20 protein-coding genes are annotated in these 22,508 nt (G+C 62.2%); 12 read left to right on the forward strand and 8 right to left on the reverse strand.

Going from position 1 to position 22,508, the window contains the following annotated elements; translation table 11 throughout:
* The first annotated feature begins 84 nt into the window (after positions 1–84).
* The 7 genes from urtE to ureC all read left to right on the forward strand — a co-directional run bounded on the left by urtE (position 85) and on the right by ureC (position 5,379).
* Positions 85–783 (forward strand): urea ABC transporter ATP-binding subunit UrtE, encoded by a 699-nt coding sequence (gene urtE / locus LQ215_RS25615; RefSeq protein WP_018611889.1) that lies wholly within the window; start codon positions 85–87, stop codon positions 781–783.
* A gap of 30 nt (positions 784–813) precedes the next feature.
* Positions 814–1,665, forward strand: coding sequence for an urease accessory protein UreD (locus tag LQ215_RS25620; RefSeq protein WP_230153157.1), 852 nt, complete (start codon positions 814–816; stop codon positions 1,663–1,665).
* A 168-nt stretch (positions 1,666–1,833) separates the two neighbouring features.
* The gene (locus LQ215_RS25625; RefSeq protein ID WP_039593493.1) at positions 1,834–2,136 is read left to right on the forward strand and encodes an urease subunit gamma; all 303 of its coding nucleotides are present in this window, start codon (positions 1,834–1,836) and stop codon (positions 2,134–2,136) included.
* A gap of 9 nt (positions 2,137–2,145) precedes the next feature.
* On the forward strand, positions 2,146–2,691 hold the full coding sequence (locus tag LQ215_RS25630) for a GNAT family N-acetyltransferase (RefSeq protein WP_230153158.1): 546 nt from the start codon (positions 2,146–2,148) through the stop codon (positions 2,689–2,691).
* A 7-nt stretch (positions 2,692–2,698) separates the two neighbouring features.
* A complete protein-coding gene (locus tag LQ215_RS25635) occupies positions 2,699–3,232 on the forward strand; it encodes a GNAT family N-acetyltransferase (protein WP_230153159.1) in 534 nt (177 codons plus the stop codon).
* Complete coding sequence (locus LQ215_RS25640; RefSeq protein ID WP_230153160.1) at positions 3,229–3,537, forward strand: urease subunit beta; 309 nt, start codon at positions 3,229–3,231, stop codon at positions 3,535–3,537. Before LQ215_RS25635 ends, LQ215_RS25640 begins: the two co-directional genes overlap by 4 nt.
* A gap of 141 nt (positions 3,538–3,678) precedes the next feature.
* Positions 3,679–5,379, forward strand: a complete 1,701-nt coding sequence (gene ureC / locus LQ215_RS25645) for an urease subunit alpha (RefSeq protein ID WP_230153161.1) — start codon at positions 3,679–3,681, stop codon at positions 5,377–5,379.
* A gap of 124 nt (positions 5,380–5,503) precedes the next feature.
* Here ureC and LQ215_RS25650 read toward each other — a convergent pair whose 3' ends face one another.
* The 3 genes from LQ215_RS25650 to LQ215_RS25660 all read right to left on the reverse strand — a co-directional run bounded on the left by LQ215_RS25650 (position 5,504) and on the right by LQ215_RS25660 (position 12,116).
* Positions 5,504–10,555: an NEL-type E3 ubiquitin ligase domain-containing protein gene (locus LQ215_RS25650; protein ID WP_230153162.1), complete on the reverse strand. Its 5,052-nt coding sequence runs from the start codon at positions 10,553–10,555 to the stop codon at positions 5,504–5,506.
* 110 nt (positions 10,556–10,665) lie between these two features.
* Positions 10,666–10,965 (reverse strand): chaperone modulator CbpM, encoded by a 300-nt coding sequence (locus tag LQ215_RS25655; RefSeq protein WP_058546569.1) that lies wholly within the window; start codon positions 10,963–10,965, stop codon positions 10,666–10,668.
* A gap of 212 nt (positions 10,966–11,177) precedes the next feature.
* The gene (locus tag LQ215_RS25660; RefSeq protein ID WP_212797730.1) at positions 11,178–12,116 is read right to left on the reverse strand and encodes a DnaJ C-terminal domain-containing protein; all 939 of its coding nucleotides are present in this window, start codon (positions 12,114–12,116) and stop codon (positions 11,178–11,180) included.
* A 292-nt stretch (positions 12,117–12,408) separates the two neighbouring features.
* Here LQ215_RS25660 and LQ215_RS25665 point away from each other — a divergent pair, with 292 nt between their 5' ends.
* Entirely contained in the window at positions 12,409–13,683 is a 1,275-nt protein-coding gene (locus LQ215_RS25665) for an Hsp70 family protein (RefSeq protein WP_230153163.1), read from the forward strand.
* Between the two features lie 134 nt (positions 13,684–13,817).
* Here LQ215_RS25665 and LQ215_RS25670 read toward each other — a convergent pair whose 3' ends face one another.
* From LQ215_RS25670 to LQ215_RS25685, 4 genes are all read right to left on the reverse strand, one after another.
* A complete protein-coding gene (locus tag LQ215_RS25670) occupies positions 13,818–14,831 on the reverse strand; it encodes an AI-2E family transporter (RefSeq protein WP_003197331.1) in 1,014 nt (337 codons plus the stop codon).
* A gap of 152 nt (positions 14,832–14,983) precedes the next feature.
* Positions 14,984–15,256, reverse strand: a complete 273-nt coding sequence (locus tag LQ215_RS25675; protein ID WP_230153164.1) for a PsiF family protein — start codon at positions 15,254–15,256, stop codon at positions 14,984–14,986.
* A 200-nt stretch (positions 15,257–15,456) separates the two neighbouring features.
* A complete protein-coding gene (locus tag LQ215_RS25680; protein WP_230153165.1) occupies positions 15,457–16,347 on the reverse strand; it encodes an esterase/lipase family protein in 891 nt (296 codons plus the stop codon).
* Between the two features lie 117 nt (positions 16,348–16,464).
* Positions 16,465–17,103 carry an FMN-dependent NADH-azoreductase gene (locus tag LQ215_RS25685; protein WP_230153166.1) on the reverse strand — a complete coding sequence of 213 codons (639 nt, stop codon included), beginning with the start codon at positions 17,101–17,103 and terminating at the stop codon, positions 16,465–16,467.
* A gap of 136 nt (positions 17,104–17,239) precedes the next feature.
* On the opposite strand from LQ215_RS25685, the gene LQ215_RS25690 reads away from it, so the two are divergent.
* Together LQ215_RS25690 and LQ215_RS25695 are read left to right on the forward strand one after the other, a co-directional pair.
* The gene (locus tag LQ215_RS25690; RefSeq protein WP_230153167.1) at positions 17,240–18,181 is read left to right on the forward strand and encodes a LysR substrate-binding domain-containing protein; all 942 of its coding nucleotides are present in this window, start codon (positions 17,240–17,242) and stop codon (positions 18,179–18,181) included.
* Positions 18,182–18,238: 57 nt separating this feature from the next.
* Positions 18,239–18,769, forward strand: a complete 531-nt coding sequence (locus tag LQ215_RS25695) for a ferritin-like domain-containing protein (RefSeq protein WP_025211584.1) — start codon at positions 18,239–18,241, stop codon at positions 18,767–18,769.
* 100 nt (positions 18,770–18,869) lie between these two features.
* Here the strand turns inward: LQ215_RS25695 and LQ215_RS25700 are convergent, their stop codons facing one another.
* Positions 18,870–20,945, reverse strand: a complete 2,076-nt coding sequence (locus LQ215_RS25700; protein WP_230153168.1) for an AsmA family protein — start codon at positions 20,943–20,945, stop codon at positions 18,870–18,872.
* A 377-nt stretch (positions 20,946–21,322) separates the two neighbouring features.
* On the opposite strand from LQ215_RS25700, the gene LQ215_RS25705 reads away from it, so the two are divergent.
* Together LQ215_RS25705 and LQ215_RS25710 are read left to right on the forward strand one after the other, a co-directional pair.
* Positions 21,323–21,817: a hypothetical protein gene (locus LQ215_RS25705; RefSeq protein ID WP_230153169.1), complete on the forward strand. Its 495-nt coding sequence runs from the start codon at positions 21,323–21,325 to the stop codon at positions 21,815–21,817.
* Between the two features lie 157 nt (positions 21,818–21,974).
* Positions 21,975–22,508: TetR family transcriptional regulator (locus LQ215_RS25710; protein WP_230153170.1), on the forward strand; the 534-nt coding region annotated here is incomplete at its 3' end.

The following is a 22,508-nucleotide window of genomic DNA, read 5'->3' on the forward strand; positions in this document are numbered from 1 at the left end:
GGTTCAGCTTGCATACGTGTTGAATGTGCCGCCGTCATCGCGAGCAAGCTCGCTCCCACAAGGGACTTGAGGAGAATCTGGAACATGCTGCAAGTCGACAAACTGCACCAGTACTACGGCGGTAGCCACATCCTGCGCGGCCTGTCCTTCGACGCCAAGGTCGGCGAGGTGACGTGCCTGTTGGGGCGCAACGGCGTGGGCAAGACCACCCTGCTCAAATGCCTGATGGGCCTGTTGCCGGCCAAGGAAGGCGCGGTGAATTGGGAAGGCAAGGCCATCACCACGTTCAAGCCACACCAACGGGTGCATGCCGGCATCGCCTACGTGCCCCAGGGCCGGGAGATTTTCGGGCGGCTGACGGTGGAAGAAAACCTGCTGATGGGCCTGTCGCGCTTTCCCGGCTCCGAAGCCAAGGAGGTGCCGGCGTTTATCTACGAACTGTTCCCGGTGCTGCTGCAAATGAAACAGCGCCGTGGCGGTGATCTGTCCGGCGGCCAGCAACAGCAGCTCGCCATTGGCCGGGCCCTGGCCAGCCGTCCACGCCTGCTGATTCTCGACGAGCCCACCGAAGGCATCCAGCCGTCGGTGATCAAGGAGATCGGCGTGGTCATCAAGAAACTGGCGGCCCGGGGCGACATGGCGATTTTGCTGGTGGAGCAGTTCTACGACTTCGCCGCCGAGCTGGCCGATCAGTACCTGGTGATGTCCCGGGGCGAAATCGTGCAGCAGGGGCGCGGAGAAAACATGGAAGCCGAGGGTGTGCGCGGGCTGGTTACGATCTAGTCTTAGTGTCCCGACGATAATCAGAAAATCATGAATCTACCTGTTTCTTTAATGGCGCCTTCAGCCCTGTTCACCCCCAGCTGGCACGCCGAGCTGGACTTGGGTTACGCCCGCTTCGGCGAGTGCACGCGCCCGGTACAGCGCCGCCACAAGGGCCCGCTGCGGGTGCAGAAGCACTTGTATGCCGAAGGCCCCGAGGTGTGCCAGCACATCATCGTCCACCCGCCCGGCGGGATTGCCGGCGGTGACCGACTGGACATCAGCGCACACGTCGGCCCTGGCGCCTGGGCACAATTGACCAGCCCCGGCGCGGCCAAGTGGTACCGCGCCGCAGGCCCGGCGTACCAGCAGTTGACCCTGAGCGTGGCCCCCGGCGCGACCCTGGAATGGCTACCCCAGGAAACCATCGTGTTCAGCGCGGCCCAGGCCGAACTCAGCGCCTGCATCGACCTGCAGGGCGACGGGCGCCTGTTCTACTGGGACATGGTTGCCCTCGGCCGACCGGCCAGCGGCGAGCGGTTCGACCTGGGGCATTTCCAGTCACGGTTGGACATTCGCCGCGACGGCCAGTTGCTGTGGCACGAGCGCCAGCGCATTGTGGGCGGTGATGGGTTGCTCGACTCCCCCATCGGGTTGGGCGGCGATCCGGTGTTCGCCACGTTATTGGTGACCGGTGAGATCGACAGCGAGCTGCTGGAGCAGTGCCGATCCCTGGGCCATGACGTACGTGGCGACCTGACCCAATTGCCCGGCCTGGTCGTGGCCCGCTGCCTGGCGAGCGAGGCGTTGCTGGCGCGGGGGTGGTTGATTGAATTGTGGCGCTTGCTCAGGCCTGCATTGCTTGGACGAGAGGCCGTGCCACCGAGAATCTGGAGCACATGAATCTGCTTTTCCTGTGGGAGCGAGCTTGCTCGCGATAGCGATGGCACATCCAACATTAATGTCAACTGGAACACCGCTATCGCGAGCAAGCTCGCTCCCACAAAGGATCTCCCACAAGGGGATCGGTGTTTACAGCAAGAATTTTTTATCTGCCCTTATGGATTGCACATGGACCTGACCCCACGCGAAAAAGACAAGCTGCTGATCTTCACCGCCGGCCTCGTCGCCGAACGACGGTTGGCCCGTGGCCTGAAGCTCAACTACCCGGAGGCCATGGCCTATATTTCCGCGGCCCTGCTCGAAGGCGCCCGTGACGGCCAGACCGTGGCCGAGCTGATGCACTTTGGCACCACGTTGCTGAGCCGCGAACAGGTGATGGAAGGCATCCCCGAGATGATCCCCGAGATCCAGGTCGAGGCGACGTTTCCCGATGGCACCAAACTGGTCACCGTCCACCAGCCCATCGCCTGAGGCCGTGCCATGACGTATCACATTCGTGACGCCCTACATGCGGACCTTCCAGCGATCCGTGACATCTACAACGACGCCGCCCTGAATACCACGGCGATCTGGAACGAACAGGCCGTGGACCTGGGTAATCGTCAAGCCTGGCTCAGCGCTCGGCACTCCCAGGGCTACCCGGTGCTGGTGATTGTCGATGCCGATGCCGATGCCGATGAAAACGTGCTCGGCTACGCCTCGTTCGGCGACTGGCGACCCTTCGATGGTTACCGGCACACCGTAGAGCATTCGGTGTACGTGCGTAGCGACCAGCGCGGCAACGGCCTCGGTCCTCGGCTGATGAGCGCATTGATCGAGCGCGCCAGGGCCTGCGACAAACACGTCATGGTCGCCGCCATCGAAAGCGGCAACGCGGCCTCGATTCGCCTGCACGAGCGGGCCGGTTTCGTCATCACCGGGCAGATGCCCGAAGTGGGGACCAAGTTCGGCCGCTGGCTGGACCTGACCTTCATGCAGTTGAACCTCAACCCCGGGGCGCTACCGCCTGCTGTCCACAAGGAGTGAAACGCCAATGAACGCCGCCCAGTTGCGTCGAGTCCACGCCGAAAGCTTTGCGCACTATCGCCAGGGCCTGATCGATCTGTTGCTCGACGCCGTCGGCTACGGCGCCAGCGTGGGGTTCATGGCCGATCTCGATGCCGTCCAGGCTCGCGCCTATTTCGACGAGGTCCAGGCCAGCCTCAACCAGGGCCACCTGCTGCTGTGGGTGGTGGTCAAGGATGAACAGGTGCAGGCCAGCGTCCAGCTTACCCTGTGCCAGAAGCCCAACGGCCTCAACCGCGCCGAAGTGCAGAAGTTGCTGGTGCGCGGCGAGGCCCGCCGCCGGGGCCTGGGCCAGCAATTGATGAGCGCCCTGGAACTCGGCGCCCGCCAGTACAAGCGCGGCCTGCTGTACCTCGACACCGAGGCCGGTTCCGAGGCCGAGGCGTTCTACCGGGCCATGGGCTACACCCGCGTCGGCGAACTGCCGGACTACTGCCAGAGCCCGGACGGGACCTACACCCCGACCGCCATTTACTACAAGACTTTGGGGCAACCGCAATGATTCCAGGGCAATACCAGGTCCAGCCTGGCGACATCGAGCTCAACGTCGGGCGCCGCACACTCACGCTGAACGTCGCCAATAGCGGTGACCGGCCGATCCAGGTCGGCTCGCACTATCACTTTTTCGAGACCAACGACGCCCTGGCCTTCGACCGCGCCGCCAGCCGTGGCATGCGCCTGAACATCCCGGCCGGCACTGCGGTGCGCTTCGAACCGGGCCAGAGCCGCGAGGTGGAACTGGTGGACTTGGCTGGGCATCGCCGGGTATTCGGGTTTGCCGGGCGGGTCATGGGCAACCTGGATTAAAGCGCTTCTGTGGCGAGGGAGCTTGCTCCCGCTGGGCTGCGCAGCAGCCCCCAAAATTCCAGGGCCGCTACGCGACCCAGCGGGAGCAAGCTCCCTCGCCACAATGGACTGCGTACGACTTAAGAACCTCAAGGCGAGCACATGAAGATTTCGAGACAAGCCTACGCCGACATGTTCGGCCCCACCGTCGGTGACAAGGTCCGCCTGGCCGACACCGAGTTGTGGATCGAAGTGGAAAAAGACTTCACCACCTACGGCGAAGAAGTGAAATTCGGCGGCGGCAAGGTGATTCGCGACGGCATGGGCCAGAGCCAGCTGCTGGCCGCCGAGGTCGTCGACACCTTGATCACCAACGCGCTGATCATCGACCACTGGGGCATCGTCAAGGCCGACGTCGGCCTCAAGGACGGACGCATCGCGGCCATCGGCAAGGCCGGCAACCCGGACATCCAGCCCGACGTGACCATCGCCATCGGCGCCAGCACCGAAGTGATCGCCGGCGAAGGCATGATCCTCACCGCCGGCGGCATCGACACCCACATCCATTTCATCTGCCCGCAGCAGATCGAAGAAGCGCTGATGAGCGGCGTCACCACCATGATCGGCGGCGGCACCGGTCCCGCCACCGGGACCAACGCCACCACCTGCACCTCCGGCCCATGGCACCTGGCGCGCATGCTCCAGGCCGCCGATGCCTTCCCGATGAACATCGGGTTCACCGGCAAGGGCAACGCCAGCCTGCCGGAGCCGTTGATCGAGCAGGTCAAGGCCGGCGCCATCGGCCTGAAACTGCACGAAGACTGGGGCACCACCCCGGCGGCCATCGACAACTGCCTGAGCGTGGCCGACCAGTACGACGTGCAGGTGGCGATCCACACCGACACCCTCAACGAATCGGGCTTCGTCGAAACCACCCTCGCCGCGTTCAAGGGTCGCACCATCCACACCTATCACACCGAAGGTGCCGGTGGCGGTCATGCGCCGGACATCATCAAGGCCTGCGGTTTCCCCAACGTGCTGCCCAGCTCCACCAACCCGACCCGGCCGTTCACCCGCAACACCATCGACGAACACCTGGACATGCTCATGGTCTGCCATCACCTGGACCCAAGCATCGCCGAAGACGTGGCCTTCGCCGAAAGCCGCATCCGCCGCGAGACCATCGCCGCCGAAGACATCCTCCACGACCTCGGCGCCTTCTCGATGATCAGCTCCGACAGCCAGGCCATGGGCCGAGTCGGCGAAGTCATCACGCGCACCTGGCAGACTGCCGACAAGATGAAGAAGCAACGCGGCGCCCTGCCCGGCGACGGCGAAGGCAACGACAACTTCCGCATCAAGCGCTACATCGCCAAGTACACCATCAACCCGGCGATCACCCATGGCATCAGCCATGAAGTGGGTTCCATCGAAGTGGGCAAGTGGGCCGACCTGGTGCTGTGGCGCCCGGCGTTCTTCGGCGTCAAGCCGACGTTGATCCTCAAGGGTGGGGCGATTGCTGCCAGCCTGATGGGTGACGCCAACGCCTCGATCCCGACGCCGCAACCGGTGCACTACCGGCCGATGTTCGCAAGCTTTGGCGGCGCGCGGCATGCCACCAGCCTGACCTTCATCAGCCAGGCCGCCGCCGAGGCCGGGTTGCCGGAACAGCTTGGGTTGAAGAAGAGAATCGCCGTGGTCAAAGGCTGCCGCGATGTGCAGAAGACCGACCTGATCCACAACGATTACCTGCCGAGCATCGACGTCGACCCACAGACCTATCAGGTCAAGGCCGACGGCGTGCTGTTGTGGTGTGAACCGGCTGATGTGTTGCCGATGGCGCAGCGCTATTTCCTGTTTTGATCCTGTGGGGCTTGCTCGCGATAGCGGTGGTTCAGCTTGCATACGTGTTGTATGTGCCGCCGCCATCGCGAGCAAGCTCGCTCCCACATTTTTTTCGGGATAAATCAGAAAGAACGGGGTCGTCCTACATGTCCGTGCTTTCCACCTGCGCGTCCAACTCTTCTTTGGTCAGCGACTCGATCAGTTCCGCTTCCTTGATCTTGTGCTGCAAGCCCAGCGCCTCGGATTGACGGACATAGTCAGCCTCCTCCAGGTCTCCGGCCGCGCTCGCCTCATCCAGCTCGATCTGGTTGGTGACGAGCGTGTCATTGAGCGCCTGGAACGATGCCGGGTGCTGTTGCTTGACATACTCGATCCAGAAATCCCGACCGACCAGTGACTGTAGCTCCTTGGGGGAGTCGTCCAATGCCAGGATCCGGGTCGCCGCCGCCTCGAGCATCTCCGGCGTGACGCCGGCCAGCTGAATGAAACGCCCGCCCTCGGGTTGTCCCGGCAGCTCCAATCGTTCCTTGAGGCCGACACGGTAAGCCAGGCGCACCTCCACTTCCTCGATCAGCCTGATCTGCTGGCTCTTTTGCGCGGCGGTGAGATCCTGGCGGGCGTTGATCGCGTCACGCCGCTGCTGGATGTCATTCAGGGCAATGCTCTCCACTTCATCGAGGCGAAACAGCCCCTTGGCCAGGCGAATCAGCGTCGCACCCTCGTGCTCCCCGACCGACAACGCCTTGGCCTTGTGAATCATCAAGCGGATTTCCAAATAGCTGAAGGACAACGCGGCGCGATCCTCACACGCCGGAGCACCGGCCAGGTCGAACAGTTCTCGCCGCAACTCGGTGGACGCACCGGCCGCCTCGAGCATCTGCCAGACACGCGCCTGCAGGTCGGAATAATGCTCCACCCCCTGGTAGGACCCGGCCAGCCGATTCAGCAGCTGGAAAAACTCCGCGGAACTCGCTTCAGCCTCCAGGCTTTGCCACAAGGTGGTTTTGTCCGGCAACTGTTCCCTGGGCACGTCTCGCAACCATTGCTGCACCGTAGAAGGGGCCTGTACCTCGACCGTTTCAAACGCACCGGGCCAACGCAAGGCCACCCACTCGGGATGCGACAGCAAAAGATTCGCCCAGTAGTTACGCAAGCGCTGCTGGATCGCCTCGCTCAGCGGGTTGCCTTGAAGCAACGTCACGCCATTGAGACGTGCCGTGGCATGAACGCGATCAGCCGGCGGATCAGTCAGCTCTGTCGGAACATCGGTCAGTAAGTTGCCGCGCAAATCGATTTGCTCCAGCGGCAGATCGCCCAACCCTGTCGGCCATGTGTCGATAAACGCGTTCCTCAGGCTCAGTCCCCGCAAATCAACCAGGGTGCTGAAGTCCGGCAATTGGCCGAGCGGATTATTGTCCAGGACGAGGATCTTGAGGCTGACACGTTCCTCCAGGATCCGGATGCTGCGGGGTGTCAGCCTGATCTGATTCGCCCTCAATTGCAGCCGGGTCAAACCATTCATGCTCCCCACCGATTCGGGGAGATCGGTCAACCGGTTGTTGGTCATGTCCAACCAACGAATAGAGGAAAACCCTTTGAGGAAGCTGTCGCAAGACAGCTGTGACAAATTCATGTCCCGAAGATTCAGCGAGGCCACATGGCTGAAGTCAGCCGTCAGGGTTGGCAGCGTACCTACGTCCTGTCCGCCCAAGTCAAGCACATATCCGGCCCGGGCACCGCCCCTCGTCACCGCCATGGTGGACTGACGCCTCCAACACCGCTTGATGCGTTCAGCCACACCTTGCCTGACGGCCCGCGGCACCCGCACGATGCGATCCCCACCGATGTTCAGCAGCAGGGGAAGCTCGGCCCAGTGGTCCAGATCCCGGCGCAGTGTCTCCAATTCGACTTTGCGCCGCTTGAGTTCCGCGACGGCGTCGTCTCCCAGGGACCGCAGCAAGGTCTGGACCTGCTCGGCCGTATAGTCCGGGTACAGATCCAGCACCCGCTGCTCCCGCGACCGGCCCAGGCCCAACCGGTCCCGTAGGCCACTCATGGGGTAGCCGACCTCGCCCGAGGCCAGGCGCATCGGCGACTTGAAGAACGGCTTGACCGGTTGCATCTTCAAGCGCTTGGCCAGCGCCTCGCGGCTCAGTGGCGCCGCCCCAAGCGCCTTCTGCAAACGGTCGCCCTGATGAATCGAAGGCCGGCCCATGGCCTGGCGCTCGGCATCCGGGAGGGCATGCTGCAAGGCTTCGTAGAGGCTGCCCCAATGGCTCAGGTCGTTGCCCTTGTCGTCGATGGCCATATAGCGCTCGCCATCCTTGGCCACCACCTTGACCTGCGTTGCGTCTGGCGATCCGATGCTGTCGATCAAGGCACCCGAGACGTCTTCCTCGCGCAATTCGATGCGCACCGAGTCGTTCCAGCCAGGCAAGGTTTCCAGGGTCGCCAAGGCCAATCGAGGCGTGTCGACCGTGGCCAGTGCTTCCTGATAGAGCCCTTCGTAAGCCCGGTTCAAACGCAACGTTTTCTGGTAGTCCCGCAGCTCTTCGACGATACGCAGTGGGATGGGTTTGGTCTGGGCGGCGTCGGCGAAGTTCCAGGCGGCCATCTGTTGTTGCTCGGCGGGGCTGGCACACGCCACCATTTGTTCGACCGCCGCGGCAGGGACCGAGGGAAAACGGGATTTGATCAGCGCCGCACGCGGGTCGCTCGCCACATCCGTTCGGGCATAGTGGTCGTTCAACAACTGCACCTTTTTACGCTCCACCAGGGCAACAAGGTTTTTGCGCAACTGCCGGACCCGAGCGTCGATAGCGGTTTTGGAAATCGGCGGACTCGTACCGGCCAGCAGGTCTCCCCCGGCGACGTCCACCGCCTCGATCAGGTTCTTCAGCACCTCGGGCGTGCGAACTTTGGTTTCGGCGAGAACGACATCGCGGTCGCCGCCTGCCGTTTGCGATGCACGTGTGTATTCCCAAAGCGTCTTGCCCGAACCGTCGACCACTTTCAGCCTCAGCCCGTTCGGCCAAGGCCCGTAGCCCGCCAACAGATGCAACTGGGTCATCGGATCGGCCTGTTCAAATTGCACCGGGTCTTCACTACGCAGGTGCCCGATAAATTTGTCGACTTGTCGACACAGGTCGAAGCGCTTGATCGTATCGGCCAGCAAGGCAGGCATCGGCTCGCCCTCGGCGTGCATCCGTCGCAGCACCGCTTCGCTCGTGCCACTGGCCGTACGGATCTGCTCCAGTTCGGCATCGCTGAAGTCCCTGACCAGATGACCGATTCTTCGCATCAGCGTGGTCCCCTCCCAACTGCGGGGCTGCTCCAGTTCATGGCGCCAGGCCCCGCTACCGTTGTGCATCAACTCGGGCTGATAGGCCTGCGGTCCGCGGGAAGGATGACGAATGCGATAACGCTGGGTCGTCGGTTCCTGCTGCACCTCGTAATGCTGACCGCCCAGCGTTACGACATCCCGACCATCGACTCGATACAGGCCTCGGGCGTCGGGAACCGACGTGGCCGGCGGTTCCCTATCACTGCGATAGGGGCTCAGGTCAGGACGCCAGAGGCGTGGCTCGCCATTGGCCAAGGTCACAGGTTCCATTTGGTTCACCGTGTCCGATGGCACGACGTGCGGCAGTACTTTCGCGCCGGCGGCGGCAAATACCACGTTAAGCGCCAGGCTTGAGAAGTGCGCCCACATTTCCTGGGTTTCACCGCTCTCGAACGCTTCGATGCCCTCGATTGCCTCATCGAGCATCTGCACGGCCCACACCGTCATCATCACCGGCCCCAGCCCGGGCACGACGAAAGCGGCCATGTTAAGCACATCGATGACCGTGTTCTCCCAACTATCCAGACGCGCCTGGCGGGCTTTTTGGTCTTCGTCACCGGTGGGTACCGCCGCCGCGCGTGCATCCGCCAGGATCTTGCCGACTTGCTCGTGGCGCAGCTTCTCCCACAAAACGTCACGAACGAGCAGCGCCTCCATGGGCAGATTGCGCAACTGCGACGCGAGAGGAAAATCCGCCTGCTGGTCGGTTTGCGACGAAGGGCGATAGAGCCGGCTGAAATGCTCGAAAAAAGCGCCTTGCTCGCGCAGCGGTACAAAGCGACTGAAGAAACGCCGGTATTGGAGGCCATGCAGGCGTCGACGCAGCTCCACCATGAATTCGGCGCTGGAGGCGTATTCCTTGACTGGGTGTTCCGGATCGTCCGGTATGTACGCCACCACCCGCTCCACACGGTTGCTGTGCTCGCGCTCGGGACCGATCAGCAGGGGGCCGATCAGTTCTACATCGAGGACTTTCAGCGAAGCGACGGTCACCGAGCGGCCATCGAGCTTGATGCCGGATTGATCAGCGATGAGCTGCAGCAGCATCTGGTAGGTGTCCTGGCGGATATCGGACTTGGATCGGGCGATTTCGATGCTGATCGCCAGCGATTGTCTATGATGTTCGCGCAGTTGGCGGTCCAGTTCGTTGCGGGCCTTGCCATCGCTCGGTTGCAGGATCGCCTTGAGGTGTTCCTGGTATCGGCGCCCCAGGTCCAACTCGCGGCAGAGCTTGATGAAGGCATGCGGGGCGATCCGCAGCGCGCCCTGCCGGACAGATTGCAAGGTGTTGTTCAGTGTGCCGTCGGAGGACACGGGCGTCGTCGTGATGAAATGGCAGTCATCGCAGTCGAGCTTGCGCTCTTCGTCCGGCTCGAAATTCGCGAGGGCCGCCTCCAGCAAGGAACCGCCCCGATACTCGATGGTGTCGAACGCCTCTGCGGTCAAGCGATGGAGCAGATTGCTCCCCAGATCCGTGCGGGTCTTGACGGCGATTTTGCGCGCAAAATAAACCTCCCTGACGTTCAGGGTTTGCCGGAAGGTTTTTTCAATGGCCTGGCTGAGAAGCGGCTCGGCAAAGGCACGGATGTCTTGCACCGAGCCCAACGTGCTGTCGATCTGGCTCAAGACGGTGCAGTATCGCTCATGGCTGCGCTTGAGCTTGGCCCTGGTGTCTTGGCCCGCCTTCGCGTACCAGTCGGGAATTTCCAGCTGATGTTTACTCAGCGCCACCTGGCGCAGCGTGCTGGCCTGGATGTAGCAGGTGGGGATCCGACTCTTGAGCAGATCGTCATGCACGCCGGCTGGGTTGGAAGGCGAAGCCGCAATGGCTTCGTTTGGCGGTATAGGCATATCGGGTCATCCTTGACGAAGAAAACCCGAGCCTAAGCATTCGACCCCTATCGAGTGAGGTAACTATTTATCGCTTCTACAAGATGACATGACGTAACGGCCCACCGTAGTCAGCCCACCCAACGCCCCAGTTGCTGACGCAGCCGCCGGTTCTCAGCGCGCAACTGTTGCACTTCCTCGAGCAGATCCAGCGCCAGGGCAACGCCTTCCCATTCCAATTCCAGTTCGCGCCGCAGCTTGGCGGCGCGCCGGGCAAGGACCAGTTCGTAGTCAGTGAAGCGCCAATCCGAGGGGGCTGCGCCGTGGGGTTCGAGAATGCCGTGCTCGACGATTTCGATGACATGGACATCCAGCAAAGCCGCAGCCTCGCAAAACTCCCTCAGGTTCAGTTCAATGATCGGGTTGTTCATGGTCTGCTTCTCCCAATGCTTTAGCTGTGTAGGAGCGTAGGAGCTGGTAGGAGCTGACGAGTGAAACGAGGCTGCGATCTTTTGATCTTGATCTTTCGCTCCGGACTCAATGGCTAGCGCAAAGATCGCAGCCACGTTTCACTCGTCAGCTCCTACATGCTCCTACAAGTTCCTACCCGTTCCTACGGGCTATGTTCAAAGACCGGCCGTGTTCAGAAGTTCTCCCGCGGATCGAACGCGGCTTTCTTCGCCAGTTCCGCCCACAACGCCTTGACTGCCTCGTCGCTGGCCTTGGGCATCACGGCCTTGAGCTGCACGAACAGGTAACCGCGCTCGCCGGCCTTGTTGCGCAGGCCGTGACCCTTGGCGCGCATGCGCTGGCCATTCTGGCTGCCGGCCGGGACCTTGAGGTTGATCTTGCCGGTGAGGGTCGGCACTGCCACTTCCGTACCCAGCGCCAGTTCCCACGGCGCCAGGGGCAAGGTAATGATCAGGTCCTGGCCTTCGACGTCGAACTTGGGGTGCGGCGCGAAACGAATGGTCAGGTACAAGTCGCCATTGGCGCCGCCACCGATACCTGGCGCACCCTGGCCCTTGAGGCGGATGCGTTCGCCGTCGGTCACCCCCAGCGGAATCTTCACGTTCAGGCTTTTGCTGGTGTTGCTCACATGCTGGCCGGCCGCGTTGTACTGCGGCACCTGGAAGCTGACCTTTTTCGACTCGCTCGACAGGCTCTCTTCCAGGAAGATCGGTAATTCCATTTCCACGTCTTGCCCTCGACGGCCGGCGCTGCGACCTGACTGCCCACCACCGAACCCCGGCCCGCGATTGCCGAAGATCGAACTGAAGAAGTCCGAGAAGTCCCCGGTGTCCTGGCCGCCAAAACCACCACGGCTCTGCCAACCCGGCGGGCCCTGGAACGGCTGGCCGTGCTGGCCGTAGCGGCGCAAGTCGTCGTATTCGGCGCGCTTGTCGGCGCTTTTCAGCGCTTCATAGGCTTCGGAGACGTCCTTGAACTTGGTCTCGGCGTCCTTTTCCTTGCTCACATCCGGGTGGTACTTGCGCGCCAGTTTGCGATAGGCGGCCTTGATCGTGGCGTCGTCGGCCGTCGGCTCGACACCCAGGATCTTGTAATAGTCTTTGAAGTCCATTGAAGGATCACCATCCGTTATCGATATAGCACCGCCATGCACAGCATGCTCGTGGTACAAGCCCCGGAGTTTGACCAATCTCAAGGTTTGTGACCGAACGGCGCGTCAGAAGTTTATCGGCAGCCGGTGGCGGTTCTTGTACCGCCCTGTGCCAGGCTCATGCCAGCAAGTTTGGGGGTGTGATGCCGTCTTTCAAGACCAACGATTGCGAATTAGCAGATAACCGGCCTTCGAATCCGCGCCACACTGACATACACTGCGCGGCCGTTTTTTCAACTGGAACCCGAAAGACATGAAAAACGCATCCCCGGCCCGTGCCTGCGGCATCGACTTTGGCACGTCCAACTCCACTGTCGGCTGGCTGCGCCCCGGCATGGAAACGTTGATCGCGCTGGAGGACGACAAGATCACCCTGCCTTCGGTGGTCTTTTTCAATCTCGAGGAACGCCGTCCGGTGTATGGCCGCCTGGCCCTCCACGAATACCTGGAAGGCTACGAAGGCCGGCTGATGCGCTCGCTCAAGAGCCTGCTGGGCTCCAAGCTGATCAAGCACGACACCAGCGTGTTGGGCACGGCCATGCCGTTCAAGGATCTGCTGGGGCTGTTCATCGGCCAGTTGAAGAAACGCGCCGAAGCCACCGCCGGTCGGGAATTTGAAGAAGTGGTGCTGGGTCGCCCGGTGTTTTTCGTCGACGACGATGAAATGGCCGACCAGGAAGCGGAAAACACCTTGGTGGACGTCGCCCGCGCCATCGGTTTCAAGGAGGTTTCGTTCCAGTACGAGCCCATCGCGGCGGCATTCGACTATGAATCGACCATCGAGAAAGAAGAGCTGGTGCTGATCGTCGACATCGGCGGCGGTACTTCGGACTTCTCCCTGGTGCGCCTGTCCCCCGAGCGCCGCACCCACGACAACCGCCACGCCGACATCCTCGCCACCGGTGGCGTGCACATCGGCGGGACCGATTTCGACAAGCAACTCTCGCTGGCCGGCCTGATGCCGCTGTTCGGCTACGGCAGCCGCATGAAGAGTGGCGCCTACATGCCCACCAGTCACCACATGAACCTGGCGACCTGGCACACCATCAACGCGGTGTACTCGCAAAAATCCACCCTCGCCCTGGGCAGCATGCGCTACGACATCGAAGACACCGGCGGCATCGACCGGCTGTTCAAACTGATCGAACAGCGCGCCGGGCATTGGCTGGCGATGGAAGTGGAAGAAACCAAGATCGAGCTGACCCACACCGACCAGCGCCATTTGCTCCTGGACCGGATCGAGCCAGGCCTGAGCGTGGACCTGAGCCGGGCCTTGTTCGAGTCGGCCATCGACGGCTTGCTGGAGCGGATACGCGGCAGCGTCACGCAGTTGCTCAACGATGCCAACGTGCGGGTCGATCAGGTCGACACGGTGTTCTTCACCGGCGGTTCCAGCGGCATCCCGGCACTGCGCAACAGCGTCTCGGCGATGCTGCCCCAGGCGCGGCATGTGGAAGGCAATATCTTCGGCAGCATCGGCAGCGGGTTGGCGATCGAGGCGATGAAGCGCTACGGGAGCCAGGTCTGATCCAGGACCGAGGCGCCTGAATCGCGAGCAAGCTCGCTCCCACAGTTGACCAGGTTTCTTCAGAAGGAACGCGATCAAACTGTGGGAGCGAGCTTGCTCGCGATGGCGTCAGATCAGACAACACACCCCTTGGATCAAACCATCCCCACCTGCTTCAACTCACTCTTGAGATACGCATAATAAATCGGCCCCGCCACCACCCCCGGCAGGCCGAATGCGGCTTCGAACACCAGCATCGCCATGAGCAACTCCCAGGACTTGGCGCTGATCTGCCCGCCGACGATGCGGGCGTTGAGGAAGTACTCGAGCTTGTGGATCACGATCAGATAACCCAGCGCCGCCACCGCCACCCAGATCGACAGCGACAGGCCGACAATGGTGATCAGCGTGTTGGACATCAGGTTGCCGATGACCGGCAGCAGCCCCAGCAGGAAGGTCATCACGATCAGGGTCTTGGTCAGCGGCAGCTTGATGCCGAACAACGGCAGCACCACCGCCAGGAAAATCCCGGTGAAGAAGGTGTTGAGCAGGGAAATCTTGATCTGGGCGAAGACGATGTTGCGAAACGCCTTGACCAGCAGGTTCAGGCGGTCGAACAGCGCGGCGGCCAGGGGCTTGCGCTTGGTCAGGTCGGGGATGCGCTGCAGGGCAACGATGGCCCCCAGCACCATGCCGATCAGCAACGTCACGAACATGTGGGCCGCGTCCTTGCCCACCAGTTGCAGGTCGCTCAGGTGCTTGCTCACCCAATCGCCGATCGCCACCCGGAACTCGGCGGCGCTGGCCGGCAGGTAAGCGTCGATGAACGGTGGCAATTGCCCACGGGCACGGTCGACCACGGTCATGAACTTGTCCAGGGACGCGCCCGGGTTTTCCGCTTCATGCAACAGGAAGCTGAAGGCGCCGGCGAAGATCAACGTCAGCACACTGACCACCAGCGTGCCGAGCAACGCCACCGCCAACCAGCGAGCGCGACGGCCTTCGATCAGTCGCTGCAACTGCGGGGTGAGCATGTTGACCAGTTCGAACACCAGCAGACCGGCCAGCAGGCTCGGCAACAGGCGCAGCGGCAGCACCAGCAACAGCCCACCAAAAATGATCACCCAACTGATGACCAACAACACATGACGCTGAGAAAACGTTGGCATACAGCCTCAAGACAAAACGGCGTGAAAGGATCGGCAGTCTGCCAGCCTTCCACCAGCAGCACTAGGGATTGTATCGGCCGACCTTGGTCGCAGTTCAGGTGTTTTTTTTCAGTGGCTGTGCTTGCTCGCGATAGGGCCCATGGATTCAACGCTTATTTCTTTTTCAGGCACTCACTCATGAACGCCTTGCGGGCGTCACCCTTCAGGGCTTGCTCGGTGGCCGTGGCGTTGCAGGTTTTCATGCGTTCCTGCGGGGTAGCCTTGAGGCAATTGCTCATGAAGGCCTTGCGCTCATCGCCCTTGAGCGCCTTGGCGGTGGCGTCGGCGTTGCAGGTGGTCATCTTGGTCTGCTGCGCCGTCGCGGCGAAGCCCTGGGAACACAGCAGCAAACCGATCATCAACATAGGCACACGCAGCATCTTCATGGCGTTTCTCCTGGCGGCCGCACGAAGGGTACGGCGATGAAGTGCAGTGTAGACAAAGCCTGTTACACCTTCATCCGATAGATCCTCAGTGCCTGATCTATCACCATCGCGAGCAAGCTCGCTCCCACAATGGTTTTGCAGTGCTCGGTCCATTGTGGGAGCGAGCTTGCTCGCGATGAACGATAACGCGGTCCAACGGGTTACACCCCGGCCGCCTTCAACCGCTCGGCATGCTCGACAAACAACCGGATCGGCTCGGCGCCCTTGCCCACCAGCCCCAGCGATTGGTTGACGATATCGAAGTGGTCCAGCGGATAGTCATCGCCGATGACCGTGCCCAAGTGCGAGCTGTAGCGTCCGACCATGCCGTCGCACTGCCCGGCTTCCCGCACAAACGTACGGGCAAATAAACGGCAACTGCGGTTGGTGCCGTCGAACAGGTTGCGCCCCTTGTCGGTCTTGCCCGGCTGCAAGGTGCCGGACCACGAGTAATAGCGCACGCCATCGACCTCTTCCGGCCCATTCCCGCCCCAGGTTTGCGGCAGGCCCTGTGGATAACGTTGATTGAACAGCGCCACCCCGGCGGTGGTCAGGGAGGCATGGGAGGCATGAATATCCACCGGCAGCTTCGGCCCGCGATAGCCGGTTTCCAGCAGGCTCATCAGGGCGTTGACCAGGCGCAGCACGGCACTGAGCACGCGCCCCTTGGCACTGTCGGCGGGGTAATGGGCTTGCAGGTAATCCGCCAGTTCGGAGCCGTGGTTCGTGCCGGCCACCGACGTGACCGACGCCACCAGGTCCGGGCGTTTGGCGGCCGCATAGCGTGCGGTGAGGCTGCCCTGGCTGTGGCCGATCAGGTTGACTTTCTGCGCACCGGTTTGCCGCAGGACCTCCTCGATCCGCGCCAGCAATTGCTCGCCGCGCACCTCGGAGGAATGCAGCGGCGAAACCTTCACCGCCACGACCACGGCCCCGCCGCGACGCAACGCCGAGACGATCCCATACCAGTACGGATACAGCACCAGGCGGATGAACCCGAGCATGCCCGGGACCAGTACCAGCGGGTAACGAGTGGCGCAGCGTTGCGACATGGGGACATCCTTGTGATCAAGAGGGCTCAGCATCGATACCGATGATGACCAGTCTATGACACCCAGATGAATCCGCAGCCAGAGATTGCTCCCGTTAGGCTGCGCAGCAACCCTTTTTCAAAAAGTCCGCGCCAGCGCCAGCAAACGCTCCTCGGCCTCGGCGCAGGACAACGCAAAGCTGCGCTCGGCCGACTCCTCGCCTTCGGCCGCCACCACCGTCACATCGGTGATGCCGATAAACCCCAGGACCGTGCGCAACAGCGTGTCGGCGTGGTTCATGCTTTCCAGTTGGCCCCCGGGGCCGAAACCGAAATCGCCGCGACTGGTCACGATCAGGGCCTTTTTGCCCAACACCAGCGGCTCATAGTGCGATACGCCGTTATCCAGGCTGTGGTTGAACGTCAGCCCGATGCGCACGATCTGGTCGATCCAGGCCTTCACGCCGCTGGGCACGCTGAAGTTGTGCATGGGCGCGGAGATCACCAATCGGTCATGAGCTTGCAACTCATCGACCAAGGTATCGCTCAGGGCCAGGTCCGCTTGCATGATCAACGGTCGAGCCTGAGGCTCGGGGTAGAACGCCGCAGCGATGAACGCTTCGTTGACCGGCGCAATCACTGCCCGCCCGACCTCGCGGCGGGTCAATTGGGAGTGCGGATGGTCAGCCTGCCACGCCGAAACAAAGGCCTCGGCCAGGCGCCGGGAATGAGAGCGCTCGCCACGAGGACTGCCATGCACTACAAGAATCTTACTCATCTGAATCTCCTTTTATGCGGTTACAATCAACACTGTTTGTGCCTTGCAGCTTGAAGCTCGTCGCCGCTAGCGGACAAATGAGCGTTAGTACATCTGGATGAGTTAATTTCATCCATCGCATTTCAGGAGAATCAGAATGTTCGCCAACCTGCCGCTCAACGCCCTGCGCGCCTTCGAGGCAGCCGCGCGGTTGCTCAGTTTCAAGGCGGCGGCGGCGGAGCTCTCGGTGACGCCTACGGCGGTCTCCCATCAGATTCGATCCCTGGAGACCTGGCTGGGGCTGGTGCTGTTCGAACGCCTGCCGCGCCAGGTGCGCCTCACCGACGGCGGGCAACGCTTGTTCCACAGCCTGCACGGGGCGTTGCTGGAGGTGGCGCAGAGCGTCGACACCCTGCGTCCGCAACGCAGCACCAGCCACCTGACACTGTCCACCACCGCAGCGTTTGCCGCCCTGTGGCTGGTGCCTCGCCTGGGGCGTTTTTATGCGCGTCACCCGAACATCAACGTGCGCCTGGACACCCATTGCGAGGTGATCGACCTGCACCAGGACGCCAGCGTCGACCTGGTGGTGCGCTACAGCCTGGACGCCTACCCGAACCTGTACGGCATGTGCCTGTTCGATGAAAGCTTCGGGGTCTATGGCTCGCCTGAACAGGTGGCCCTGGCGGCCCGGCAGGTGCCGACGCTGATCAGCGTGCATTGGCACAACTCCAAGCTGTACGCCCACGGCTGGGATGCCTGGTGCGCCCAGGCCGGGGAAACCTGGCTCACCCGGCAGCCATGCATGCGCGAGTACGACGAGGAACATTACGCCTTGCAAGCGGCGATTGCCGGGCAGGGCCTGGTGCTGGCGAGCAATATCCTGGCTTCCGAAAGCATCGCCAGCGGCTTGCTGGTGGGCTATCGCCCGGACGTCCAGGTCAACGGCGCCGGCTACAGCGCCCTGTGCGTCCCGGGCCGCGAACGCCATCCACCGGTGCGGGCGTTTTTCCAGTGGCTGGGAGAGGAAGCGCGGCTGTCGGGCTACGCGCTGAAAAACTCGGTAAAACTTTTTCAGGACCGTGTCACTCAGACTTAGAGTGATCGCGCCATCAGAGCGTGACGCTCCCACCGGATCAGCCTCCAGGAGAACGAGATGAGCGACATGCACTTATCCGATGTAACCACCCTGCGCGAACGGGCACGGCAGAACGTGCAGAACGGCGCAGTGACCGAAGGCTACAGCGCCGATCGGCAGGAAGTTGTCCGCCTGCTCAACGAAGCGCTGGCCACTGAACTGGTCTGCGTGCTGCGCTACAAGCGCCACTACTTCATGGCCACCGGCCTCAAGGCCAGCGTGGCGGCCAGTGAATTCCTCGAGCACGCGAACCAGGAAGCCGAACACGCCGACAAACTCGCCGAACGCATCGTGCAGTTGGGCGGCGAGCCGGAGTTCAACCCCGACCTGTTGACCCGCAATTCCCACGCCCAATACGTGGCGGGCAACACCCTCAAGGAAATGGTCTACGAGGACCTGGTGGCCGAACGGATCGCCATCGACAGCTACCGGGAAATCATCCAGTACATTGGCGAAAAAGACCCGACCACCCGGCGCATCTTCGAAGACATCCTGGCCCAGGAAGAAGAGCATGCCGATGACATGGCCGATATTCTGGCCGATCTCTGATACCGCTATCGCGAGCAAGCTCGCTCCCACAGGGGACCGCATTCCCCTGTGGGAGCGAGCTTGCTCGCGATGAGGCCAGTCGCCTCGCCGCAAGCCTGGCTTATCGGGTCGGCTTGACCGTCACCGGCGCCTTGCCCGCCTTCATCTGTTCCAGCAGCGGCGCGCACTGGTTCGGCTCACCGCCGCTGGGCGCTACCAGCGCGAGCAGGCCGGCGGCCGGTGCGGCGATCACACCCAACGCCACCATCCCGGCGCCGCGCAGCATCAGTGGCACCGCCTTGACCCCGGCGGCGGGCTTGGCGAACGGGCCGCGGACATACAACGGCGAGCGCAGGGAAATCAGGCGCCAGCCCTTGGACTCGGGGGTGATGGTCAGGTCCAGCTGCTCACTGGCCATGTTCGCCGTGCCGTCGATGTAGATGATCGCGTTCTCGGTGTCGAACACGAACAGGCGCGTGGTCGCCAGGCCCGTCTTGATGTCGAAGTCCGCCGCCGCACAGTTGATCTTCACTTCCTTGTCGCCAAAAATTTTCCCCACCACGTAGTTGCCGACGTTCAGCCCCGCCAGCTCCATCAGCTCACGACTGATGGCGCCATCGTTGATGAGCATTTTCAACGTGCCATTGGAGGTGCCCAGCAACGCCGCCACCGAATTGCCGCGCCCGGTGATATCGGCATCGCCGTTCAATTCGCCGAAGCTGGTTTTCATCGGTTCAAAACCCGGGAACAGCTGCTTGAGCTTGAAACCGCGGGCCGTCAGCTTCGCCTGGCCTTCAAGGGGCTGGGTACGGCCATTGAGGCGGATCTGCGCATCGAGACGGCCACCCGCCACGCCGAAGCGCAGGGGTTCGAGGCTCAACTGCCCATCGTTGAGCACCAGGTGGGTGTAGAGGTCGGTGAACGGCAACTGCTCGCTATGGACGATGCGCTTGCCGGTGAACTCGACATCGGCGTCCATCACGCTCCAGCGCTCGGTGCGAAATTCTTCAACGGGCAAGACCTTGTCGGCCGGCTGCTTGCTGGCGCCGCCCCGGGCCTTTTGCTCGGTATTGGAGTCAGCACCGATCAGCGGCGCCAGGTCACTGAACAGCAGTTGATTGGAGACCAGCGCGCCACTGAGTTTCGGCCGGGGCTGGCTGGCGACATAGGCCAGGTCGCCATGGATATCGCTGTCGCCGATCTTGCCGTTGAACGCCTCATAGCGAAACAGCGCCCCACCCGGCTCATGCAGCTTGGCAATCAAGCGGCCATCGGTGGCATAGGGCGGCGAATCCGGCAGGGTCACGCCAGTCAGCGGGTAGAGATGGGCCAGGCTGCTGCCGGCCAGTTTCAAGCGCAGGTCCAAGGCCCCGAGGTTCATCGGATCGGTGAGCGTGCCGGCCAGCTCGACGCGGGTCTCGGCGATCTTCGCCTGGGCCTGGAGCGGAAAGGGTCGTGACGCATCCTGCAACGCCAGCAAGCCGCCAACTTTGCCGGAGCCGGTGAGGTTCTGCCCGTGATACTGCCCGTCGACCTTGAAGGCGAACGCGTAGTCCTGTGGTGTCGCGCCCTGGTCCTGGGCTTTTTTGGCGGCCTTGTCACCGACGATATCGCTGAACGGGATGGGTTTGCCCAACGGGTCGATCAACAGATCGAGCCGGGTCTTGAGCGTCTGGTCGTCAAGGGTGACATGCCCCTTGTCGAAGCCGATGGCGCCGATGTCCACCACCCAGCTGGACGGCTCGGCGTCCGGATCTTTCGGATCGAACTGGAAGGTCCAGTTGGCGCGCCCGTCAGCCAGGCGTTGCAGGTTGGCGTCGGGCTCCGTCAGGTCGATACGCGGAATCGCCACCCGCCGGGCCAGCAAGGCCAGGGGCGACACGCGTAACTCAACACGTTTGAGCGTAACCATTTGCGCGGTTTTCGACCACTCCGGGTTGCCCAGGCTCAAGTCCTCGGCCACCACATGGGGCCATGGCAACCAGGCTCGCCAGCCCCCTTCCTCCGGCTCACGCTGCCAGGCCACCGCCAGGTTGCCGTTGATGGCAAAGGGGCGATGCAACTCCTCGGAAACCTTGGCATTGAGCGTGGGCTTGATGCGGTTCCAGTCGAAGAAGGCGATGACCAGGACCAGCACGGCCAGCAGGACAACAAGGCTGGCAAAGCTCCAGGCGAGGATTTTCGAGGTGCGCGTCATGCACAAGGCTCCTGATGACAAGTCAGCGTGCGCAACCGCGACGCTGCTGGGAACACGACCCTGCAGTCGGTTCGTTATGAAGGGTTGGACTGGTAAAGCGGCCCACAGGTGCCGATGAACGGCACAAAAAACTGCAACATTCCTGACCGATCAGCCAACTAACTGTTACCGCACCCGCACATTTACGAGGCAGCGATGGGTACAAAATACCCACCTCGGTGCAAAACCACACCCCGGAAACGCCCGGTCTAGAGCCTTCGCCCAGAACAATCAATTCCGTTGATTATTACCATTGCGTTTATGAACTTTTATATCGACTTATCGAGAGTAGCATTGCCCTCGTACCCACTTTATCGCCCTCCCAAGGAGCAACGATCATGAAACGCCAATTACTGATGAGCCTGTCCCTTTCACTACTGGCCTCGACTGCCTTTGCATTGCCAGCTTCCGAACAAGCTACGCCACAGGTCAAGGACAGCCACTCTGTCTACAGCCAGACTGTTGCCGAAGGCGGCCGTGATCGCCTGGAAGAAAAAGGTCTGGCTGAGGATGGTTATGACCGTACCAAGCAGAGTGATACCCTGGCAGCTGACGGCTCTGACCGCACTCCAGGCCAAACCCTCGCTGAAGACGGTTCTGACCGCACCCCTGGCCAAACCCTGGCCGCAGACGGTTCTGACCGCACCCCTGGCCAAACCCTCGCCGCAGACGGTTCTGACCGCACCCCTGGCCAGACCCTCGCCGCAGACGGTTCTGACCGCACCCCTGGCCAGACCCTTGCCGAAGACGGTTCTTCCCGCACCAAAATGGGCGATACCGTGGCCGAAGGCGGTGGTGATCGCGTGATCGAACGCAACGGCACAGTGAGCTGATCCCATGGTGGCCCAGAAAAAAGCCCGATTCCTGCAATCGGGCTTTTGACTTTTCGAACCCCTCGTTTTCCCCGCCCCATCCCTCTCTACCGTTCGACGTCGGCAAAGCCGATTTGCTAGAGTGCGTCGTTCCCGTGAATCAGAAGTCAGCCTTGCGATGCTGCCCCGCGCCGAACAGAAACAACAGACCCGAATTGCCCTGATGGACGCAGCCCGCCATTTGATGGAGTGCGGCCGCGGATTCGGCAGCCTGAGCCTGCGGGAAGTCGCCCGGACAGCCGGCATCGTGCCCACCGGGTTCTACCGGCACTTCGACGACATGGACCAACTGGGCCTGGCCCTGGTCAGCGAAGTCGGCCAGACCTTCCGCGAAACCATCCGCCTGGTGCGTCACAACGAATTCGTCATGGGCGGCATTATCGATGCGTCGGTGCGGATCTTTCTCGATGTGGTGCAGGCCAACCGCTCGCAGTTCCTGTTCCTGGCCCGCGAGCAATACGGTGGCTCCCTGCCGGTGCGCCAGGCCATCGCTCAACTGCGCGAAGACATCAGCTCGGACCTGGCGGCCGACCTGGCCTTGATGCCCAAGTTGCAGCACCTGGACCTGGCCGCCCTGGGCGTGATGGCCGACCTCATCGTCAAGAGCGTATTCGCCACCCTGCCGGACATCATCGACCCACCCGCCCAAGCC

Origin of the sequence: Pseudomonas brassicacearum (genome assembly GCF_918698105.1) — a bacterium.
GTDB lineage: Bacteria > Pseudomonadota > Gammaproteobacteria > Pseudomonadales > Pseudomonadaceae > Aquipseudomonas > Aquipseudomonas brassicacearum_F.